The 17,964-nt window shown below is 75.3% G+C and carries 15 protein-coding genes and 3 pseudogenes; 6 read left to right on the top strand and 12 right to left on the bottom strand.

Annotated features, from left to right (window positions below):
* Nucleotides 1-105: 105 nt before the first annotated feature.
* Nucleotides 106-981, bottom strand: a complete 876-nt coding sequence (locus tag ACOBQU_RS33310) for an NAD(P)-dependent oxidoreductase (RefSeq protein WP_423632337.1) — start codon at nucleotides 979-981, stop codon at nucleotides 106-108.
* A gap of 112 nt (nucleotides 982-1,093) precedes the next feature.
* Nucleotides 1,094-1,678: a TetR/AcrR family transcriptional regulator gene (locus ACOBQU_RS33305; protein WP_423632336.1), complete on the bottom strand. Its 585-nt coding sequence runs from the start codon at nucleotides 1,676-1,678 to the stop codon at nucleotides 1,094-1,096.
* Nucleotides 1,679-1,834: 156 nt separating this feature from the next.
* On the opposite strand from ACOBQU_RS33305, the pseudogene ACOBQU_RS33300 reads away from it, so the two are divergent.
* Nucleotides 1,835-3,546 (top strand): annotated as a pseudogene (locus ACOBQU_RS33300) (DUF885 domain-containing protein).
* A 24-nt stretch (nucleotides 3,547-3,570) separates the two neighbouring features.
* Here ACOBQU_RS33300 and ACOBQU_RS33295 read toward each other — a convergent pair.
* Together ACOBQU_RS33295 and ACOBQU_RS33290 are read right to left on the bottom strand one after the other, a co-directional pair.
* Nucleotides 3,571-4,416, bottom strand: coding sequence for an SDR family oxidoreductase (locus ACOBQU_RS33295; protein ID WP_423632334.1), 846 nt, complete (start codon nucleotides 4,414-4,416; stop codon nucleotides 3,571-3,573).
* A 71-nt stretch (nucleotides 4,417-4,487) separates the two neighbouring features.
* Nucleotides 4,488-4,937, bottom strand: a complete 450-nt coding sequence (locus ACOBQU_RS33290) for a rhodanese-like domain-containing protein (protein ID WP_423634881.1) — start codon at nucleotides 4,935-4,937, stop codon at nucleotides 4,488-4,490.
* A 292-nt stretch (nucleotides 4,938-5,229) separates the two neighbouring features.
* Here ACOBQU_RS33290 and ACOBQU_RS33285 point away from each other — a divergent pair, with 292 nt between their 5' ends.
* Nucleotides 5,230-5,676, top strand: a complete 447-nt coding sequence (locus ACOBQU_RS33285; protein ID WP_423632332.1) for an Lrp/AsnC family transcriptional regulator — start codon at nucleotides 5,230-5,232, stop codon at nucleotides 5,674-5,676.
* 55 nt (nucleotides 5,677-5,731) lie between these two features.
* Here ACOBQU_RS33285 and ACOBQU_RS33280 read toward each other — a convergent pair whose 3' ends face one another.
* The 3 genes from ACOBQU_RS33280 to ACOBQU_RS33270 all read right to left on the bottom strand — a co-directional run bounded on the left by ACOBQU_RS33280 (nucleotide 5,732) and on the right by ACOBQU_RS33270 (nucleotide 10,692).
* Complete coding sequence (locus ACOBQU_RS33280) at nucleotides 5,732-8,770, bottom strand: AAA family ATPase (protein WP_423632330.1); 3,039 nt, start codon at nucleotides 8,768-8,770, stop codon at nucleotides 5,732-5,734.
* Nucleotides 8,767-9,951 (bottom strand): exonuclease SbcCD subunit D, encoded by a 1,185-nt coding sequence (locus tag ACOBQU_RS33275; RefSeq protein WP_423632328.1) that lies wholly within the window; start codon nucleotides 9,949-9,951, stop codon nucleotides 8,767-8,769. The genes ACOBQU_RS33280 and ACOBQU_RS33275 overlap by 4 nt, the downstream gene beginning before the upstream one ends.
* A 114-nt stretch (nucleotides 9,952-10,065) precedes the next feature.
* Nucleotides 10,066-10,692 (bottom strand): YigZ family protein, encoded by a 627-nt coding sequence (locus ACOBQU_RS33270; RefSeq protein ID WP_423632326.1) that lies wholly within the window; start codon nucleotides 10,690-10,692, stop codon nucleotides 10,066-10,068.
* Nucleotides 10,693-10,798: 106 nt separating this feature from the next.
* On the opposite strand from ACOBQU_RS33270, the gene ACOBQU_RS33265 reads away from it, so the two are divergent.
* Nucleotides 10,799-11,479 carry a 4'-phosphopantetheinyl transferase family protein gene (locus ACOBQU_RS33265; RefSeq protein ID WP_423632324.1) on the top strand — a complete coding sequence of 227 codons (681 nt, stop codon included), beginning with the start codon at nucleotides 10,799-10,801 and terminating at the stop codon, nucleotides 11,477-11,479.
* A gap of 153 nt (nucleotides 11,480-11,632) precedes the next feature.
* Here the strand turns inward: ACOBQU_RS33265 and ACOBQU_RS33260 are convergent, their stop codons facing one another.
* Complete coding sequence (locus tag ACOBQU_RS33260) at nucleotides 11,633-12,325, bottom strand: transcriptional regulator (RefSeq protein WP_423632322.1); 693 nt, start codon at nucleotides 12,323-12,325, stop codon at nucleotides 11,633-11,635.
* 115 nt (nucleotides 12,326-12,440) lie between these two features.
* Here ACOBQU_RS33260 and ACOBQU_RS33255 point away from each other — a divergent pair, with 115 nt between their 5' ends.
* Nucleotides 12,441-12,896: a tellurite resistance TerB family protein gene (locus ACOBQU_RS33255; protein WP_423632320.1), complete on the top strand. Its 456-nt coding sequence runs from the start codon at nucleotides 12,441-12,443 to the stop codon at nucleotides 12,894-12,896.
* Between the two features lie 264 nt (nucleotides 12,897-13,160).
* Here the strand turns inward: ACOBQU_RS33255 and ACOBQU_RS33250 are convergent.
* Together ACOBQU_RS33250 and ACOBQU_RS33245 are read right to left on the bottom strand one after the other, a co-directional pair.
* Nucleotides 13,161-14,157: pseudogene (locus ACOBQU_RS33250) on the bottom strand (M56 family metallopeptidase).
* A gap of 8 nt (nucleotides 14,158-14,165) precedes the next feature.
* A complete protein-coding gene (locus ACOBQU_RS33245; RefSeq protein ID WP_423632318.1) occupies nucleotides 14,166-14,612 on the bottom strand; it encodes a BlaI/MecI/CopY family transcriptional regulator in 447 nt (148 codons plus the stop codon).
* A gap of 238 nt (nucleotides 14,613-14,850) precedes the next feature.
* Here ACOBQU_RS33245 and ACOBQU_RS33240 point away from each other — a divergent pair, with 238 nt between their 5' ends.
* Nucleotides 14,851-15,426 (top strand): TerD family protein, encoded by a 576-nt coding sequence (locus ACOBQU_RS33240; protein WP_423632316.1) that lies wholly within the window; start codon nucleotides 14,851-14,853, stop codon nucleotides 15,424-15,426.
* On the opposite strand, the gene ACOBQU_RS33235 is transcribed toward ACOBQU_RS33240, so the two are convergent.
* The gene (locus ACOBQU_RS33235; RefSeq protein WP_423632314.1) at nucleotides 15,416-16,258 is read right to left on the bottom strand and encodes a polysaccharide deacetylase family protein; all 843 of its coding nucleotides are present in this window, start codon (nucleotides 16,256-16,258) and stop codon (nucleotides 15,416-15,418) included. The two genes, ACOBQU_RS33240 and ACOBQU_RS33235, sit on opposite strands and share 11 nt — an antisense overlap.
* 119 nt (nucleotides 16,259-16,377) lie before the next feature.
* Here ACOBQU_RS33235 and ACOBQU_RS33230 point away from each other — a divergent pair.
* A pseudogene (locus tag ACOBQU_RS33230) lies at nucleotides 16,378-16,773 on the top strand (CoA-binding protein); the annotation flags it as partial.
* 36 nt (nucleotides 16,774-16,809) lie between these two features.
* Here ACOBQU_RS33230 and ACOBQU_RS33225 read toward each other — a convergent pair.
* Nucleotides 16,810-17,898: a PucR family transcriptional regulator gene (locus ACOBQU_RS33225; protein WP_423632312.1), complete on the bottom strand. Its 1,089-nt coding sequence runs from the start codon at nucleotides 17,896-17,898 to the stop codon at nucleotides 16,810-16,812.
* Nucleotides 17,899-17,964: the final 66 nt, after the last annotated feature.

Raw genomic sequence — 17,964 nt, 5'->3', positions numbered from 1 at the left:
GGACGCCCGCGCCCCCGCTTCGCCGCGGAGGGCGCGGGCGTCCGCCGCGTCCGGGCGCCGCGCCCCCGGCCGTACCGGCTGCGCCTCGGCCCGGGCAGGCGGCGGCTACGCCTTCTTGGCGAGGTACGACGCGGCCATGTCCTGGTCGCCGTGCCCCGCGTCCGCCGCCCGCTGGAACCGTCGCAGCCCCGCCTCCGCGAGGTCGACGGCCACCCCCGCCGCCGCGGCCGCGTCGACGACGAGCCGGGTGTCCTTCACCGCGTTGTCGACGGAGAAGCTGGTCGCGTAGTCACCCGCGAGCATCGCGGCGGCCTTGGCCTGGACGTAGGGGCTGTCCAGCGGGCCGCCCGCGATCGCCTCGACGACGAGCGCCGGGTCGACCCCGAGCCCCTCGGCCAGGGCGAGGCTCTCGGCGGCCCCGTGGTTGAGGGCGAACACGAAGCCGTTCAGGGCGAGTTTGAGGCGGCTCGCGGCACCGGACTCCTCGGCCACCCACAGCGTCCGGCTGCCGATGGCGTCGAACACCGGCTCAACGCGCCCCCGCTGAGCCCGCGGCCCGGCGGCGAGGACGACCAGCCGCCCCAGCTCCGCCGGTTGCTTGGTGCCAAGGACGGGCGCGTCGTACAGGACCAGGCCGTGCCGGTCCGCGAGGTGGGCGAGGTCGTCCGCCGCCGGGACGCCCACGGTGCTCAGCTGCGCCCACACCGCGCCCTCGGCGAGGCCCGGCGCCGCCGCCTCCATCACCTCGGTCACGGCGGGTCCGTCCTTGAGGACGGTGACGATCACGTCGGCGCCCGCGACGGCGTCGGCGGGGGTCTCGGCCACCTCGATGCCGTCGACGGCGGCGAGCGCGTCCGCGGCGGCGCGCGTCCTGTTCCAGACGGTCACCGCGAAGCGGCCCGCGAGATTGCGCGCCACGGGGGCGCCGATGGTGCCGATGCCGAGCACGGCGACCTTCGTCCCGGCCTTGTTCTGTGTCACGTACGACATCCCCTTCTATCTTGACTGATCGTTCCGTTATAAGGGCATGAGGCCAGGCCCCACCCAGCGAGAGCGGCCCGTCGGGTTGACGGAGCGGGGCGGCGGGCGGGGCTCAGTCGAGGAGGGCGAGCGCCTGTTCCGCCGCGTCCCGCACGCGCCGCTCGCCGCCGGAGACCTTGCCGACGACCCGCATCCCCTGGAGCAGCACGAGCAGCATCCGGGCCAGGGCGCGCGGGTCGCGGTCGGCCGCCAGCTCGCCCGCGGAGCGCGCCCGGACGAGCGCGGAGTGCAGCAGCGTCTCGAACCGCTCCCAGTTCCGCTCGACCCTGCGGTCCGCCTCGGCGTCGTGCGGGGCCAGTTCGGCGGCCGTGTTGGTGACGAAGCAGCCGTACGCGCGGCACTCGCCGGACGCGGCCTCGGCGGCGAAGCGGCGCACCACGGCCCGTACGCCCGGCAGCGCGGGCCCCGGCCGGGACAGCTCGTCGAGCAGGCCGCCCGCGCTCGCCTCCGTGTAGCGGTCCAGCGCCTTCAGGTACAGCTCGCGCTTGTTGCCGAACGTGGCGTAGATGCTGGCGCGGCCGATACCCAGGTGCTCGACGAGGTCCGCCATGGACGTCGCCTCGTACCCCCGGCTCCAGAACAGTTCGAGCGCCGACTGGAGCGCGGCGTCGGGATCGAATTCCTTGGTCCTCGCCATGCCGCAGACGCTAGACCCGATTGGAACGATCAGTCAAATAAACCGCTCGCTCCCCCTCGCGCGCCCCGCCAGAACCCCGTTCGCGCCCCGGACCGCGCGCCGACGGGGCGAGATACGGCAGTGACGCGCACCCCTGTCTCGTATCAGGATGTCCGCATGTCAGACACGAAGATCCCCAGCACGGCCGCGGGCACCGGTCCGCTGCCCCGTGAGGTCGCCGACGCCTACGTAGACGACCTCGTCGCCCTCGACCCGGTCACCGGCACCTTCCTCGGTGTCAAGGAGAGCCACGGCAGGCTCCCCGACCTCTCCCCGCGGGCCTCGAAGCCCGCGCGGACCTCCTGCGGGCCACGCTCGCGCGGCTCACCGAGGCCGAGGCCCGGCCGGGCGCCGACGCCGCGATCGAGCGCCGCTGCGCCCGCCTGCTGCGCGAGCGCCTGACGGCGGAGCTGGCGGTGCACGAGTCCGGCGAGGGGCTGCGCGCCGTCGGCAACCTGGGCACGCCCGCGCACGACGTCCGGGAGATCTTCACGGTGACCCCTGCGGACACCGAGGAGGACTGGGCGGTGATCGCCGAGCGCCTGCGCGCGGTGCCCGCCACGTACGAGGGGTACCGCGCGTCGCTCGCCCTCGGCCTGGAGCGGGGCCTGTACGGGCCGCCGCGGCCGACGGCCACGTTCGTCGAGCAGCTCACCCAGTGGGCGGGCCCCGACGGCGGGCCCGGCTGGTTCGAGGAGTTCGCGGCGGACGGCCCCGAGGCGCTGCGGGCCGAGCTGGACGCGGCGGCCCGGTCGGCGACGGAGGCGGTCGCGGCGCTGCGCGACTGGATGCGGGACGTGTACGCGCCCGCCGTCGCCGACGCCCCGGACACCGTGGGCCGCGAGCGCTACGCCCGGCTGTCGCGCTACTTCAACGGCACGGACCTGGACCTGGACGAGGCGTACGCGTACGGCTGGGCCGAGTACCACCGCATCCTCGGCGAGATGCGCGCCGAGGCCGAGAAGATCCTGCCCGGGGCGGCCACGCCGTGGGAGGCGCTGGCGCACCTCGACGAGCACGGCACGCGTGTCGAGGGCGTCGACGAGGTCCGGCAGTGGCTCCAGGACCTGATGGACGAGGCCATCGAGGCGCTCGACGGCACCCACTTCGAACTCGCCGAGCGGGTGCGGAAGGTGGAGTCCCGGATCGCCCCGCCCGGCGGCGCCGCGGCCCCGTACTACACCGGCCCTTCGGAGGATTTCTCGCGCCCCGGCCGGACCTGGCTGCCGACCATGGGCCAGACCAGCTTCCCGGTGTACGACCTGGTGTCCACCTGGTACCACGAGGGCGTGCCGGGGCATCACCTCCAGCTCGCCCAGTGGGCGCACGTCGCGGAGGACCTGTCCCGCTACCAGGCGACCGTGGGCATCGTCAGCGCCAACGCGGAGGGCTGGGCCCTGTACGCGGAGCGCCTGATGGACGAGCTGGGCTTCCTCAAGGACCCGGAGCGGCGGCTCGGCTACCTGGACGCGCAGATGATGCGCGCCCTGCGGGTCATCGTCGACATCGGCATGCACCTGGGCCTGGAGATCCCGGCGGACTCGCCGTTCCACCCGGGTGAGCGCTGGACGCCGGATCTGGCGCAGGAGTTCTACCTGGCGCACTGCAGCCGCCCGAGGGACTTCGTCGTGAGCGAGATGACCCGCTATCTGACGATCCCGGGCCAGGCCATCGGCTACAAGCTCGGCGAGCGGGCCTGGCTGCTGGGCCGGGAGAACGCGCGGCGCCGCCACGGGGACGCCTTCGACGCGAAGGCCTGGCACATGGCCGCCCTCTCGCAGGGCTCGCTCGGGCTCGACGACCTGGTGGACGAGCTGTCGGCGCTGTGAGCCCCCGGAGGGCGGCGCTCGGCGTCAGCGCCGGATGCCGCCCTCCGAGTCGATGACCTGCCCGGTGATCCACGCGGCCTCGTCGGTGGCGAGCCACGCGAGGAGCCGCGCCGGGTCGTCGGGCATGCCCCAGCGTCCGGCGGGGAAGAGGGCGGCGATCTCGTCGTAGGCCTCTCCCGTCAGATAGCCGGTGTCCACGGGGCCGGGGTTGACGGTGTTCACCGTGACGCCGATCTCGGCGAGCGTCGTCGCCAGGGAGCGGGTCACGGAGGCGAGGGCGCCCTTCTGGAGGGCGTACGCCAGCTCCTTGGGCATGCCGCCCTCGTTGTCCTGGCCGGACGTCATCATCAGCACACGGCCGCCCGGGGTGTGCGGCGGCAGCTTGGCGCGCAGGCGGGCGTACGCCTGGACGAGCAGGATCACCGAGCGGGTGTCGGTGGTCCAGTGGGCGTCGAGCATGTCGGCGTCGACCTCGTCGAGGCCGCCGTCGCTGCCGCTGAGCGCGTGGTTGGCGACGAGGATGTCGAGCCGCCCGCCGAGCGCGTCGGCGGCCGTGACGATCAGCTCGGCGGGTGCGGCCGGGTCGGTCAGGTCGGCGGGGCCGTCGAGGACGCGCGCGTCCGGGTCCCCGCACGCCTCGCGTACGGAGTCGGCGACGGCCTGCGGGCTGTCCGCGCCCCAGGGCTGCGCGGCGTCGTGCGGCACGTGGTGGTGCAGATAGACGCTCGCTCCGTACGCGGCGAGGCGGCGGGCCACGGCGTGCCCGATGCCCGCGCGACGGCTGGCGCCGGTCACCAGGGCGGTGCGGCCCCGCAACGGCAGGGGGGCGCGGCGGAGTTGGGCGGGGGTGGGGTGGGGGAGCTGAGGCATGGCCCCCATGATGGGCGGGGGCGGCACACGCCGCACGGCAATTTCGTCCGGGCCGCGTGGTCCCGCCCGCCTCAGCAGCCGCAGTCCTCCGCGCCGACCGGCGCCGTCAGCGGGTCGGCCGCGCGCCGCTCGGCTCCCTGCCACGTCTCGTACGCGAATCCCTCGCGGGCCCAGTACTCGAAGCCGCCGAGCATCTCCTTGACCTGGAAGCCGAGTTGGGCGAGGGCCAGGGCGGCGCGGGTGGCGCCGTTGCAGCCGGGGCCCCAGCAGTAGGTGACCACGGGCACGGCCCTGTCGAGGAGCCGCTCGGCCTGCTCCGGGATGAGGGCGGTGGGCAGGTGCACGGCGCCCGGGACGTGCCCCTGGTCCCACGCCTCGGTGGAGCGGGAGTCGAGAAGGACGAAGCCGGGGTCACCGCCGTCGGCCAGCGCGGCGGCGACGTCCGACACATCGGCGTGGAAGGCGAGGCTGGCGGCGAAGTGGGCGGCGGCCGCGGCGGGGGAGGCCGGGGGCACGCGCAGGACGGGGTTCGGGGCGGCGGCCGCTTCGGAGGATGGGGTGGCCCCCTCGGAGGAAGCGGCGGCCCCTTCGGAGGTGGCGGTGGTGGGTCCGGCAGGGGCGGGAAGGGGCGATCCGGCAGCGGCGGGCGCGGCGGTGGCAGCGGCGGGCGCGGCAGTAGCAGCGGCGGGCGCGGCGGTGGCCGACGTCGTCGTGTTCATGGCCGAAAATCTACGGCCGCCGGTCCCGGCCCTGAAGGGGAGATCAACGGCGGACCTCTTGATCGGCCGGGGATTTCCCTGTTTCCTCTCGGGCATGACCGCTTATTCCACGGACGCCACCGACTGGCGCATCCTCGATGTCCTCCAGCGGCAGGGCCGGGCCAGTTTCGCCGAGCTGGCGCGCGCCGTGTCCATGTCCCCCAGCGCCGTCACCGAGCGGGTGCGCCGCCTGGAGGAGGCGGGAGTGATCCAGGGGTACGCGGCCGTGGTGGACCCGGAGCGGCTGGGCCTGCCCATCCTCGCGTTCGTCCGGCTCCGCTATCCGAACGGCAACTACAAGCCGTTCCACGACCTGGTCGCCGCCACCCCGGAGATCCTTGAGGCGCACCACGTCACGGGCGACGACTGCTTCGTCATCAAGGTCGCCGCGCGCTCGATGCGGCACCTCGAAGAGGTCTCGGGCAAGATCGGCGCGCTGGGGTCCGTGACAACGAGCATCGTGTACTCGTCCCCGCTGCCGCGACGGCCACTGGGGCGGTAGCCGCTCCCCCGGCCGTACCGCGGCGCCCCGGCGGACCGTGGTGTTCCCCCGCGTCTCACCCCCCGCCGCGCTGCCGCACCGTGGAGCCCTCCCGGCCCTTCACCACCTCCACCTGCGCGTGGACCCGGCGGCGCAGGTCGGCGACGTGGCTGACGATGCCCACGCTGCGGTCGCGCTCGCGCAGGGCGTCCAGGACGTCGAGGACGTCGTCCAGGGTCTGGTCGTCGAGCGTGCCGAAGCCCTCGTCGATGAAGAGGGTGTCGAGGCGGACGCCGCCCGCCTCGTCCGTGACGACGTCCGCGAGGCCGAGGGCGAGCGCCAGGGACGCGAAGAACGTCTCGCCCCCGGAGAGCGTCGCCGTGTCGCGCTCGCGGCCCGTCCAGGCGTCCACGACGTGCAGGCCGAGGCCCGAACGGCCGCGGCCGGTGCGGTCGTCGGAGTGCACGAGGGTGTACCGGCCGGACGACATGCGGTGCAGCCGGGCCGTCGCGGCGGCGGCGACCTGTTCGAGCCGGGCGGCGAGCACGTAGGACTCCAGGCGCATCTTTCGGTCGTTGTCGGCCGCCGTGCCCGCGGTGAGCGCGGCGAGGCGGGCCACGCGGTCATGGGCCTCACGCAGCGGCGCGAGCCGCCGGGCTGCGGTCGCGGAGCGGGCGGAGAGCCGGTCCAGGTCGGCGCAGCGCCTGCGGGCGGCGTCCCGCGCGGAGGCGGCGGCGCGGGCCCGCCGCTCGGCGGCGTCGGCGGCGGACGCGGCGGCGGCGAGGTCCGCGGGCGGGCGCCGCGCCGCGGCGGCCGTGTCCGGCTCGGCCAGGAGGGCGCGGACGGCGGCCTCTTCCTGCTGCCAGGCGTCGACGCGGTGCTGGAGCTCGCGGTGGCGGGCGTCGTCGAGGAGGGCGGCGGACGCGGCGGCCGGGGTGTCGAACCCGGCGCGGTAGGCGGCGTCGGCGAGGCGCGCGTCGGCGTCCTTGAGCCGCTGGGCCGTGTCGTCGGCGGTACGCGCCGCGTCGGCGGCCCGGGTGAGCAGCGCGGCCGTGCGCTCCAGCTCGGCGGCGCGCTGGGCGACGCTCGCGGACGTGCCCCTGGCGTCGGCCAGCTCCCGCTCCAGGGTGGCCTGTTCCTGGGCGATGGCGTCGCGCAGCGCGGCGCGGGACTCGACGCGGCGGACGGCCTCCTGCTGCGCGGTGGTCCGCCGCTCGTGCTCGCGCTCGGCCTGGGCGAGCCGCTCGCGGGCGGCGTGCAGTCCCGACGCCCGGTCCCGTGCCTCGGTGTGGGCGCGGCGCAGCTCGGCGACCGCCTCCGCGAGTTCGGCGACCGGGGTGTCGGACGCGGCCGCGGTGGCGGCGGCGAGGGCCGCGCGCACGTCGGCGTACTCCCGCTCGGCGGTGTCGCGGGCCTGTGCGGCCCGCTGGTGGGCGGCGAGGGCGGCCTCTTCGGTGGCGCGGTCGACGTGGCCCGCCGTCTTCCGGGCGGGCGTGGGGTGTTCGGTGGCGCCGCAGACCGCGCAGGGCGCGCCGTCGGTGAGGTTCGCGGCGAGTTCGGCGGCGATGCCCGCGAGGCGCTGCTCCTTGAGGGCGAGCCAGTGCTCGTGCGCGGCGGTGGCGCGCTCGCGGGCGGCGAGCGCCCGGTCCTGGGCCGCGGCGGCCTCTTCGGTGAGCCGGTCGCGCTGGTGGGCGGCGTCCAACTGCTCCTGGGCGGGGGCGAGCCGACCCGCCAGGTGCTCCGTGCGCGTGGCGGCGTCCTGGGCGGACTCGATGGCCTCGGTCAGGCGCGCGCGGGTGGTGTCCCAGTCGGCGAGCCAGTCGGCGGCCTCCTGGAGGAGGTCGTCGTCGGCGCGCTCCTGGCGGTCCAGGTCGGCGAGCCGGTCCGCGAGGTCCGCGAGGCGCTGCTCGGCGCGGCGCGCCGACGCCAGGCCGCCCAGCTCCTCGCTGGCCCTGCGGGCGGCGCTCGCGAGGCCCGCCGCGCTCTCGTCCGCGTACGCCGCCGCCAGGCGGGCGCGCGCCTCGGACTCGGCGGCCGTGGCCCGGCGGTGCTCCGCCTCGGCGTCGGCGCGCAGCGACAGGGCGGGCGCGACCGTCTCGGCCTTGCGGGCCCGCTCCATGCGGGCCACGAGGCTCTGGTGGTCGCCCGCGCGCTCCTCAAGGCGCGCGGCCCGCTCCTGGGCGTCGGCGAACCGCCGCTGGAGCCGGGCCAGTTCGCGTACGGAGTCGAGTTCGGCGGCGGCCGTGGCGCGGGCGGCCTCGGCGTGCGCGAGGGCGCAGTGCGCGATCGTGAACCGCTCGCGGGCGCCCGCGCGGGCCACGGCGGCCCAGGCGAGGACGGCGTCGGCGAGTCCCGGGTCGCCGGGCGCGGCGTCGGGCAGCGGCAGCTCGGCGCCCGCGTCCCCGGGGGCGGCGCCCGCGGCCTGCTGCATGCGGTGCGCGTCGGCGAGCAGTGCGGCGTCGCCCTCGCGGACCTCGGCCTCCGCAGCCCGGCGCTGAGCGGCGAGGCGCTGCTCGACGGCCGCGAACCGGCGGGTGTCGAAGAGCCGCCCGAGGAGCTTGCCGCGGGCCTCGGCGTCGGCGCGCAGGAAGCGCGCGAAGTCGCCCTGGGGCAACAGCACGACCTGGCAGAACTGGTCCTTGCTCATGCCGAGGAGCTGGCTGACCTCCTCGCCGATCTCCTGGTGGGAGCGGCTGAGGTCCTTCCACGTCCCGGCGCCGGGTGAGGCCGCTTCGGGGTCGGGGACGAACTCCCTGAGCCAGCTCTGGGCCTTCTCCGTGGTGGTGCCCGTGCCGCGCTTCTTGGGGCGCTCCCAGGGGGGCTGCCGGGTGAGTTCGAGGCGGCGTCCCGCCACGGTCAGTTCGAGCCGGACCTCCGTGCGGACGTCCGGGCGGGCGTGGTCGCTGCGCAGGGTCGCGCCCTGGCCGCTGCCCTGGCGGGGGCCCGGCACCGAGCCGTACAGCGCATAGCACACGGCGTCCAGGACGGAGGTCTTGCCCGCTCCGGTGGGGCCGTGCAGCAGGAAGAGCCCGGCGGTGGACAGCTCGTCGAAGTCGATGTCCTCGGTGGCGCCGAACGGGCCGAACGCGGTGATCCGCAGCCGGTGGAGCCTCACGGGGCCACCTCGCGCAGCGCGTCGTCGGCGCGGACGGCGTCGAACGCGGCCCGCAGCACGTCCTGTTCGCGCGCGTCGGGGCCCGCGCCGCGCACATGGGTCACGAAGTCCTCCGCGATCTGCTGGTCGGTGCGTCCGCGCACGCGCCGCGCGTACGACACGTCCGGGTCGCCAGGGGCGCGGGCCGGGTCGAAGACCAGGCTGAGGGTGTGCGGGAACCGCTCGGTGAGGCGGGCCATGGGCTCGTCGGGGCGGACGGGGTCCGTGAGGGTCGCCTCGATCCACGCCTCCTCGTGCCGGGCGAGGGCGGGGTCGGCGAGCAGTTCGGCCAGCTCGCCTCGGATGCGGGCGAGCGGGCGGGGCACGGGGCAGTCGACGCGCTCCGCGGTGACCGGCGCGCGCCCCGTGCCCGCGGCGGCCGCCGGGCCGAGGTCGACGAGCCACATGCTCTTGCGGTGGTCGGCCTCCGAGAACGAGTACGCCAGCGGGGAGCCGCTGTAGCGGACGCGGTCGGTGAGGGTCTGGCTGCCGTGCAGATGGCCGAGCGCCACGTAGTCGACGCCGTCGAAGAGGGCCGCGGGCACGGAGGCGACACCGCCGACGGTGATGTCCCGCTCGCTGTCGCTGACCTGGCCGCCGGTGACGAAGGCGTGGGCGAGGACGACGGACCGGGTGCCTTCGGGGCGGGCGGCGAGGTCGGCGCGGACGCGGTCCATGGCGGCGCCGAGCACCGCCTCGTGCCCGGCGCGGGCCACGCCGAACTCGTCCTTCACCAGGGCCGGTTCGAGATAGGGCAGGCCATAGAACGCCACGTCACCGTGGGCGTCCGCCAGCACCACCGGGTCGGCGCAGCCCGCGGGGTCGGTGCGCAGGTGGATGCCCGCACGGCCGATGAGGCCCGCGCCCACGCCGAGGCGCCGCGCCGAGTCGTGGTTCCCGGAGATCATGACCGTGGGCACGCCGAGGTCGGCGAGCCGGTGCAGCGCGTCGTCGAACAGCTCCACGGCGGCGAGCGGCGGCACCGCGCGGTCGTACACGTCTCCCGACACCACGACGGCGTCCACCCCGCGCTCGCGGACGGTGGCGACGAGATGGCCGATGAACTCGGCCTGCGCGTCGAGCATGCTCACCCGGTGCAGCGCCCGGCCGAGATGCCAGTCGGAAGTGTGCAGCAGCCTCATGATTCCCGAGACTATCGGCCGGGTCTGACATCACGGGCGCGTCCTGGCGTACCGGGCTCCTCCTCTGTGCCGAGTGTGCCGAGCGTCACCCGCGCCTCCTGGGTGGGGCCCCGGCTACCCGTCCCCGTACGCCTCTCCCCCGAGCTGGAACCCGGCGGTCCCGGCCGTGGCGTCCGCGAGCCACGCGCGGAACTGCTCGACGTCCGCGTCCGGCAGGCCGATCTCGATGGTCACCGCGTCCTGGTAGTGCACGTCCCGCACCTCGCGGCCCGCCGCCCGCAGGTCGTTCTGGAGCTTGCCCGCGCGCTGGTGGTCGACGGTGACGGTGGCGAGCCGGAAGCGGCGCCGGGTCCGGGTGCCGAGCGCGTCCAGGGCCTCGCCGACGGCGCCGCCGTACGCCCTGATGAGCCCGCCCGCGCCCAGCTTCACGCCTCCGTAGTAGCGGGTGACGACGGCGACGACGTACCGCATGTCGCGGCGCAGCAGCATCTGGAGCATGGGGACGCCCGCGGTGCCGCCCGGCTCGCCGTCGTCGCTGGCCTTCTGCACGGAGGCGTCGGCGCCGATGACGTACGCGTAGCAGTTGTGCGTGGCCGTCGGGTGCTCCTTGCGGACGCGGGCGACGAAGTCCTGGGCCTCCCGCTCGGTGGCCGCGGGTGCGAGCGCGCACAGGAAGCGCGAGCGGTTGATCTCGGTCTCGTGCACGCCCTCGCGGGCCACGGTGCGGTACTCGTCCTGCATCACGCCAGCCTATGCGGCGCCCCGGGGCGCGGGGACGCCGCGTCCGCGCGAGCGCGCCGCGGAACGGCCCTGACGCGGCCGGGCGGCGCCGGTACAGTGATCCACCGTGACCTCACCTTCCGGCATACTGAGCACGCTTCTGGCCGGGGCCCCGGTCGTCGTCTCCGAGACCCGCGAGGACCCCGCTGACGCGGTCCTGTTCCCCGAAGAAGCCCCCTTCGTAGCGAAAGCCGTGCCCAAGAGGCAGCGGGAGTTCACCACGGTGCGGCACTGCGCCCGCGCCGCGCTCTCCCGCATCGGTGTGCCGCCCGCGCCCATCGTGCGCGGCGACAAGGGCGCCCCGGTCTGGCCGGACGGCGTCGTCGGCAGCATGACGCACTGCACGGGCTACCGCGGCGCGGTCGTGGCCAGGGCCTCCGAAGTGACGTCGCTCGGCGTCGACGCGGAACCGGCGGAGCGGCTCTCCGACCCCGGCGTCCTGGACCTGGTCAGCGACGAGACGGAGCGCGCCCAGCTGGCCGCGCTCGCCGCCGAGGAGCCGTCGGTGCCCTGGGACCGGCTGCTGTTCAGCGCCAAGGAGTCCGTCTACAAGACCTGGTTCCCGCTCGCCCGGCGCTGGCTCGGCTTCGAGGACGCGCACCTCGACATCCGCCGGGACGGCACGTTCACGGCGAAGATCCTGGTGGCGGGCCCGGTGGTGGCGGGCTCCGAGCTGACGAGCCTGTCCGGCACGTGGCTGGTGCGCGACGGGATCGTCGTCACGGCCATCGTCTTCCAGGCCGACTGACCTGCCCTTCCAGCGCCTCTGTCGTGTCTCTCGTCACGGTGGGCCGGTCTCCGGAGTGCCGGGGACCGGCCCACCGTGCTTTCGGCGGCACGCGCTTTCGGCTGCGCGCGCTTTAGGCTGCGCGTGCTTTCGGCACGTGCTTTCGGCTGCGCGTCAGACGCGCGCGGCCAGGCTCGCCCAGAACATCTCCTCGTACTCCTGGAGCAGCTTCCCCTGCCGCAGTGCCGCGCGCGGGGTGACGCGGCCCTGGGCCACGCCTTCGGAGAGGGCGGCGATCGTCGCGCGGTCGAGGTCGGCGGACGGCTCCGCGAAGAGGTCGAAGAACGCGCAGGCCTCGTCCGGGAACCCGTGGTGCTCGCGCAAGCTGCGGGCGAGCAGCGCGCAGTAGCCGCCCCACGCCGCGAAGTTGGCGGTCAGGGCGAGGACCGCGTCGACCGGTTCGGCGTTGAGGGCGAGCCAGGCGACGTACGCGGGATAGGCCTGGCAGCCCGCCATGGGCGTGTACGCCGCCGCCTGCCGCTCGTCGAGGCCGCAGGCCGCGACGAGGGCGCCGAGGTGGCCCTGTGCGAGGTCCTCGCCCTCGGTCAGGGCGTCGAAGAACGCGGCGGTCGCGGGCAGGTCCGCGGCGGCCGAACGGGCCGCCAGGTGCTGGAAGGAGCGGCGGTCGGCCGGGATGACGTGGCGCTGCTCCAGGGCGAGCGCCGCCACCGCGCCGAGGCCCGCGGTGCCCGACACGACGAGCGGCACGAACGGGTTGGCGTCCGGCGCGGGGGCGAGCTGCGCCGTGGCGGTCTCCAGGAGTTCGCGCGCGGTGCCCTGCCGTCGCTCCTGGGGTGTCGGGGTCATCGGATGCGGCCCTTCGGTGCGTGCGGAACCTTTCGGCCCGGATGCTAGTTTCTACATTGCTGTAGAAGTCGGTGGCGACAGGCGCGCCGACCCGAGCTCAACGATGGAGTTTTCCATGGCCCTGTGGGACCGCCTCAAGGAATCGGCGTCGACGATGCAGACGCAGCTCGTGGCGAAGAAGAACGAGCTCACGAGCGGGGCCTTCCGCGACGCCAGCATGGCGATGTGCGCCCTGGTGGCGGCCGCCGACGGCACCGTGGACGCGTCCGAGCGCCAGCGCGTGGCCCAGCTCATCGCCACGAACGAGGTGCTGCAGAACTTCCCCGCCGACGACCTGCGCCGCCGCTTCGACGAGTACGTGGACAAGCTCACCGCGGACTTCGCGTTCGGCAAGGTGAGCGTGTTGCAGGAGGTCGCCAAGGCGAAGAAGAAGCCCGCCGAGGCCCGCGCGGTCGTCCAGATCGGCATCGTCATCGGCGGCGCCGACGGCGACTTCGACAAGGACGAGCAGGCCGTGGTGCGCGAGGCGTGCTTCGCGCTCAACCTGCCGCCGCACGAGTTCGACCTCTGACGGTCGGCCACCGCCGTGACGGCGCCCGGCACTCCAGGAGAACCGCCCCGGGCGCCGTCACTACGGAGTGGCCCTTCGGGAGACCGTCCCTACGGAGTGGCCCTTCCGGAGACCGTCCCTACGGAGTGGCCTCTTCAGAGCACGCTCCCCCGGAAGGCCGCCCCCGCGGAGTGCCCCGGGAGGGACGTCACCCCCGAAAGGAAGCCGTCCCTACGGAGCGCCCCCGCACGAAAGCCGCCCCCCGGAGCGACCGCCCAAGCCCCCTCACAACGCCGTAGCCGCCCGCAGCACCAGGACCATGGAGACCGCCGCGTTCGCCGACGACATCGCGGAGGCGGCCGTGCCGCACGCCGCGCACCACAGGGCGAGGCCCACCGCGGTGAACAGGGACGGCCGGGTGCGCGGGGCCGGAGCCGGGGCCAGCAGTGCGGCCACCCGCCGCGGCACGGGACCCGCCGCGGCGAACCCCGCGAGCCCCCGAGTCCCCGAGCCCCGCGTGAGGCGCCGCGGGCGCCGCCGCCCGCGCGAGCGCCGCCACCCCGATGGCCCGCGCGACCACGCGCCGGTCGCGCACCTCCCGCGCCGCCTCCTCGTCGGCCCACCGCTCGGTGGTGTACGCGGTGGCGGTGCGCAGCGGCACCAGGAACGGGTTGGCGCGGGCCGCGAGTTGGGTGGCCAGCAGGAACCGGTGGTGGCGCGCGGCGAGATGGGCCCGCTCGTGGGCGAACAGGGCCCGCCGCTCGCCGGGCCCCAGCCGGTCGAGGAGCGCCCGCGTGACGACGACCCGCCCGGCCTGGCGCCCCCGCGCCCCGCGGCGCCCGGACCACGTCCGGCGCCCCGGCAGGGCGTACGCGTACGGCACCGCGTCGTCCGCGAGGACCGCCACCGACGTGCCGGGAGCCCCGGCGACCGCGCGCAGCGCCCGGCGGCGCACCGACGCGTGCCGCCACAGGGTGCGGCCCACCGCGGCGCACACCGCCAGCAGCGCCGGGATCGCGGCCTTGCCCGCGACCTCGTCATAGGGCAGCGCGGCGCGCACCTCCGGGTCGGACCAGGCGTCCGGCAGCGGATTGCCCGGCAGTTGGGCGGTGCCGACCACCATCAGCAGGGCCAGGCACAGCGTGCTGCACAGCGCCATCACCACCGCGAGCGCGGTCAGCAGCCGGGTGGCCGTGCGCGGGTGCAGGTGCTGGGCGGCCAGCCGGGCCACCGGCCAGGCGGTCAGCGGCAGCACGAGCGGCAGGAAGACGAAGACCCCCATGAGCGCCGTCAGCCCTCCGCCGCGGCCCCGCCCGCGGCCTCGTCCCCGCCGTCCCCGCCCGCGGCCCCGCCCGCCTCGCCGAGCAGGTCGCGCAGCAGCCGCTCGTCGTCGGCGGACAGGGTCGTGACGAAGCTGGCGAGCACGGCCTCGCGATCGCGCTCGCCGTCGAGCACCTTGCGCATGCGCAGCGCCGCGAGCCCCGCCTCGTCGGCGGCGGAGCGCCACACGAAGGACCGCCCGGCGCGCTCCCTGGTCACCGCGCCCTTGGCGAGCAGCCGCGTGAGGATCGTCATCACGGTGGTGTACGCGAGGCCGCCGCCGACACGTTCCTGCACCCAGGCCGCGCTCACGGGACCGGGCGCGGCCCCCAGGGCCGAGAGCACCTGGGCCTCCAGCTCGCCCTGACCGCGCCTCCGCAGCCGCGGCTCCCGTGGTTCCCGCTCGTCCTGCGCCATGCCGTGTCCTCGCCTCCAGCCGCCGTACGTCGCGCGCGTGGCACGCGTCTCAGCCGTCCGTACGCCGCGTGTGTCCCGGTGCGCCCCACGCCTCGCGTACGCGGCTCAGGGAGCGCCACATCGTAACGGCCGGGCCGCCCCGCCACCCTCCCCAACTTCTACAGTCATGTAGATTCTGAGTTCCGGGCGCCGACCGCGGCCCGGGCCACACGCACGCAGAGGACCACTGGAGGACACCGTGGGAGTTTCCCTGGCCAAGGGCGGCAACGTCTCGCTGAGCAAGGAGGCCCCGGGCCTGACCGCCGTACTCATCGGCCTGGGCTGGGACGTACGCACCACCACCGGCACCGACTACGACCTCGACGCCTCCGCCCTGCTCTGCGACGACACCGGCAAGGTCGCATCCGACCAGCACTTCGTCTTCTACAACAACCTCACCAGCCCCGACGGCTCCGTCGAACACACCGGAGACAACCTCACCGGCGAAGGCGAAGGCGACGACGAGGCCATCAAGGTCAACCTCGCCACCGTCCCCGCCACCATCACCACAATCGTCTTCCCCGTCTCCATCCACGACGCCGAAACCCGCGGCCAGTCCTTCGGCCAGGTCCGCAACGCGTTCATCCGCGTCGTCAACCAGGCCGACAACCAGGAAATCGCCCGCTACGACCTCTCCGAAGACGCCTCCACCGAAACCGCCATGGTCTTCGGCGAGCTCTACCGCCACGGCACCGAATGGAAGTTCCGCGCCGTCGGCCAGGGCTACGCCAGCGGCCTGCGCGGCATCGCATCCGACTACGGCGTCAACGTCTGACACCCTCGGCCCCCGGCACGGCCTCACTCGGCGGGGCCGGGGGCTCAAGGAGGTCGCGGAGGTCGATGACGCGGTAGCCGCGAGCGGCGATCGCGTCGAGGACGCGGGGCAGCGCCTGGGCGTCGAGCACCTCGGTGCGGCCTTCGGAGGCGCCCACGTGCATCTGCAGGACCGCCCCGGGGCGCAGCGCGTCCAGCGCCCTGCGGACGGCGCGGTCCACGGTCATGCCGCCCTCGGTGCCCTTCCAGCCGTTGGTGTCGGTGGTGAACTCGATGTCGGCGAAGCCCAGGCGGTTGACCTCCCTGATGTGGGCGAGGCTGGTCTCGCCGTAAGGGAAGCGGAAGAACGGCGTCAGCGCGCGGCCCGCCCCGGCCGCGCGCAGGGCGCGGTCCGCCGCCCGGACCTCCTGGCGCCGCCCGGCCGGGGTCAGGTCCCTGAAGTAGGGGTGGCTGTAGGAGTGGTTGCCGAGGCCGTGCCCGGCGGCCGCGATGCGCCGCACGGCCCCGGGGTGGCGGTCGGCGAAGTCGCCGGTCAGGAAGAACGTGGCGGGCGTGTCGCAGCGGCCGAGTTCGCCGAGGACGGCGTCCAGGCCCGCTTCGTTCCAGGCCGCGTTGAACGTCACCGCGACCACCCGCTCGCGCGTGCGGATCACCCGGTTCTCCGAGCCGAACAGCGCCCGCAGGCCTGTGGCGTGCGGGCGCTGTGCCGTGCCCGGCGGGACGGCCGCGGGCGCGGGCGCGACCCCCGACAGGGCGAGCGACAGCCCGGCAGCCGCCCCCAGCAGCGGGCGGACGGCGAGATGGCGGACGGTGGCGAGGAGGCGTGTTCCCATGCCCTCGCGATCGGTCGGCCGCCGCCCGCCCTTGAGCCGCGCCACGCGCGGGAATCGCCGACCCGCGTCCACTGTTGTCCGGGACGGCAGCTCACGCCCACATTCCAAGGAGGCCGCTCGTGTACGGCGACTCAGCAACGGTCCGCAGGATCCTCACCGAACTCGGCGACACCTGGGCGGTCGTGGGCCTGTCGTCGAACCGGCAGCGGGCGGCGTACGGTGTCGCGGAGGTCCTCCAGCGCTTCGGCAAGCGCGTCGTGCCCGTGCACCCGAAGGCGGAGACCGTCCACGGGGAGCAGGGATATCCCTCCCTGGACGCGATCCCCTTCGAGGTCGACGTCGTCGACGTCTTCGTGAACAGCGACCTCGCCGGGGCCGTCGCCGACGAGGCCGCGGCCATCGGCGCCAAGGCGGTCTGGTTCCAGCTCGGCGTCATCGACGAGGCGGCCTACGACCGCACCCGTGCCGCCGGGCTCGACATGGTCATGGACCGCTGCCCGGCGATCGAGATCCCCGGCTCGGCGCCGCCTAGCCAGGGCCCGGCGCCCGGCTCAGAAGGGCCGCTCGGGCCAGTCCAGGAGCCGCGCGCCGATCACCGCCGTCTGGAGCGTGTAGCGGTGCAGCGGGTCGGCGGGGTCGGTGCCGGTGAGGCGGTGGACGCGCTCCAGGCGGTACGTCAGGGCGCGCACGCTCAGGTTGAGGCGGCGGGCGGCCTGGGCGGCGACGCAGCCCGTGTCGAAGTACACCGCGAGGGTCTCGATGAGGGGCTGGGCGCCGCCCCTGGCCTGGCTCAGCGGGCCGAGCGCGCTCTGCACCAGGTCGGCCATCGCCTGCCGGTCGCGGGTGAGCACCGGGAAGACCAGGAGGTCGGCGGCGCGCAGCACCGGGTCCTCCAGCTCCAGGCGGTCGGCGATGTCCAGCGCGTTCAGCGCTTCCTCGTACGACTGGACGACGCCGCCCGCGCCGGGCTGCGGGCGGCCGATGGCCACGCGGCCGCCGTCGGTGGCGACGTGCGCCTGCTTGGCGAAGTACGCGAGGACGTCGTCCTGGTCGTCGGAGGCCACGCACACCAGGCGGCCGTCCTTGGTGGCGACGAGGATGCTGCGGTCGCCGAAGCGGGCGGCCAGGGCGCGCTCCACCTCGCGCGGGGCCGGGTCGCCGTCCTCGTAGGCGCAGGCGCCCTGCGCGACGGCCACCGCGTGCGTGAAGGACAGGCGCAGGCCGAAGCGCTCCGCGCGCTCGGCGAGCAGCCCCAGGTCGCTGCGGCCGTGCAGCAGGTCGTCGATGAACTCGCGGCGCGCGGCCTCCTCCTGTCGTACGGCCAGGCGCTGGGCCCGCTCGTACCCCTCGGCGAAGGCGTCGACGGCCTGCTCGACGGCGGCGAGCACGGCCTCCACGGAGACGGGCCGGGCGCCGCCGTCCGGGCCGTGCGCGCGGGGCGCCGCCGCGAACGCGCGGGCCCCGGCCAGATGCGCGCCGACCAGGGCACGCAGGCCGTGTCCCGCCTCGGCGGCGCGCTCCCCGAGGGCCCGGCGGGACTCCAGCTCGTCGCGGGTCAGGCTCCGGCCGGTCGCCGAGGCCTCGGCGAGGATGCCGGTGTACCCGTCCAGATAAGCGTCCGGTATGTCCTGCTCCGCCACATGCGCCCCTGACTTCCTGAAGAAACCTTTACGCCTTTCTAGCGCACGAGGTCGCGACGGCTGCCC

It is taken from the genome of Streptomyces sp. G45 (assembly GCF_049542095.1).
In the GTDB taxonomy this organism is placed as follows: Bacteria; Actinomycetota; Actinomycetes; order Streptomycetales; family Streptomycetaceae; genus Streptomyces.
This window is presented reverse-complemented; position numbering and strand designations above follow the sequence as displayed.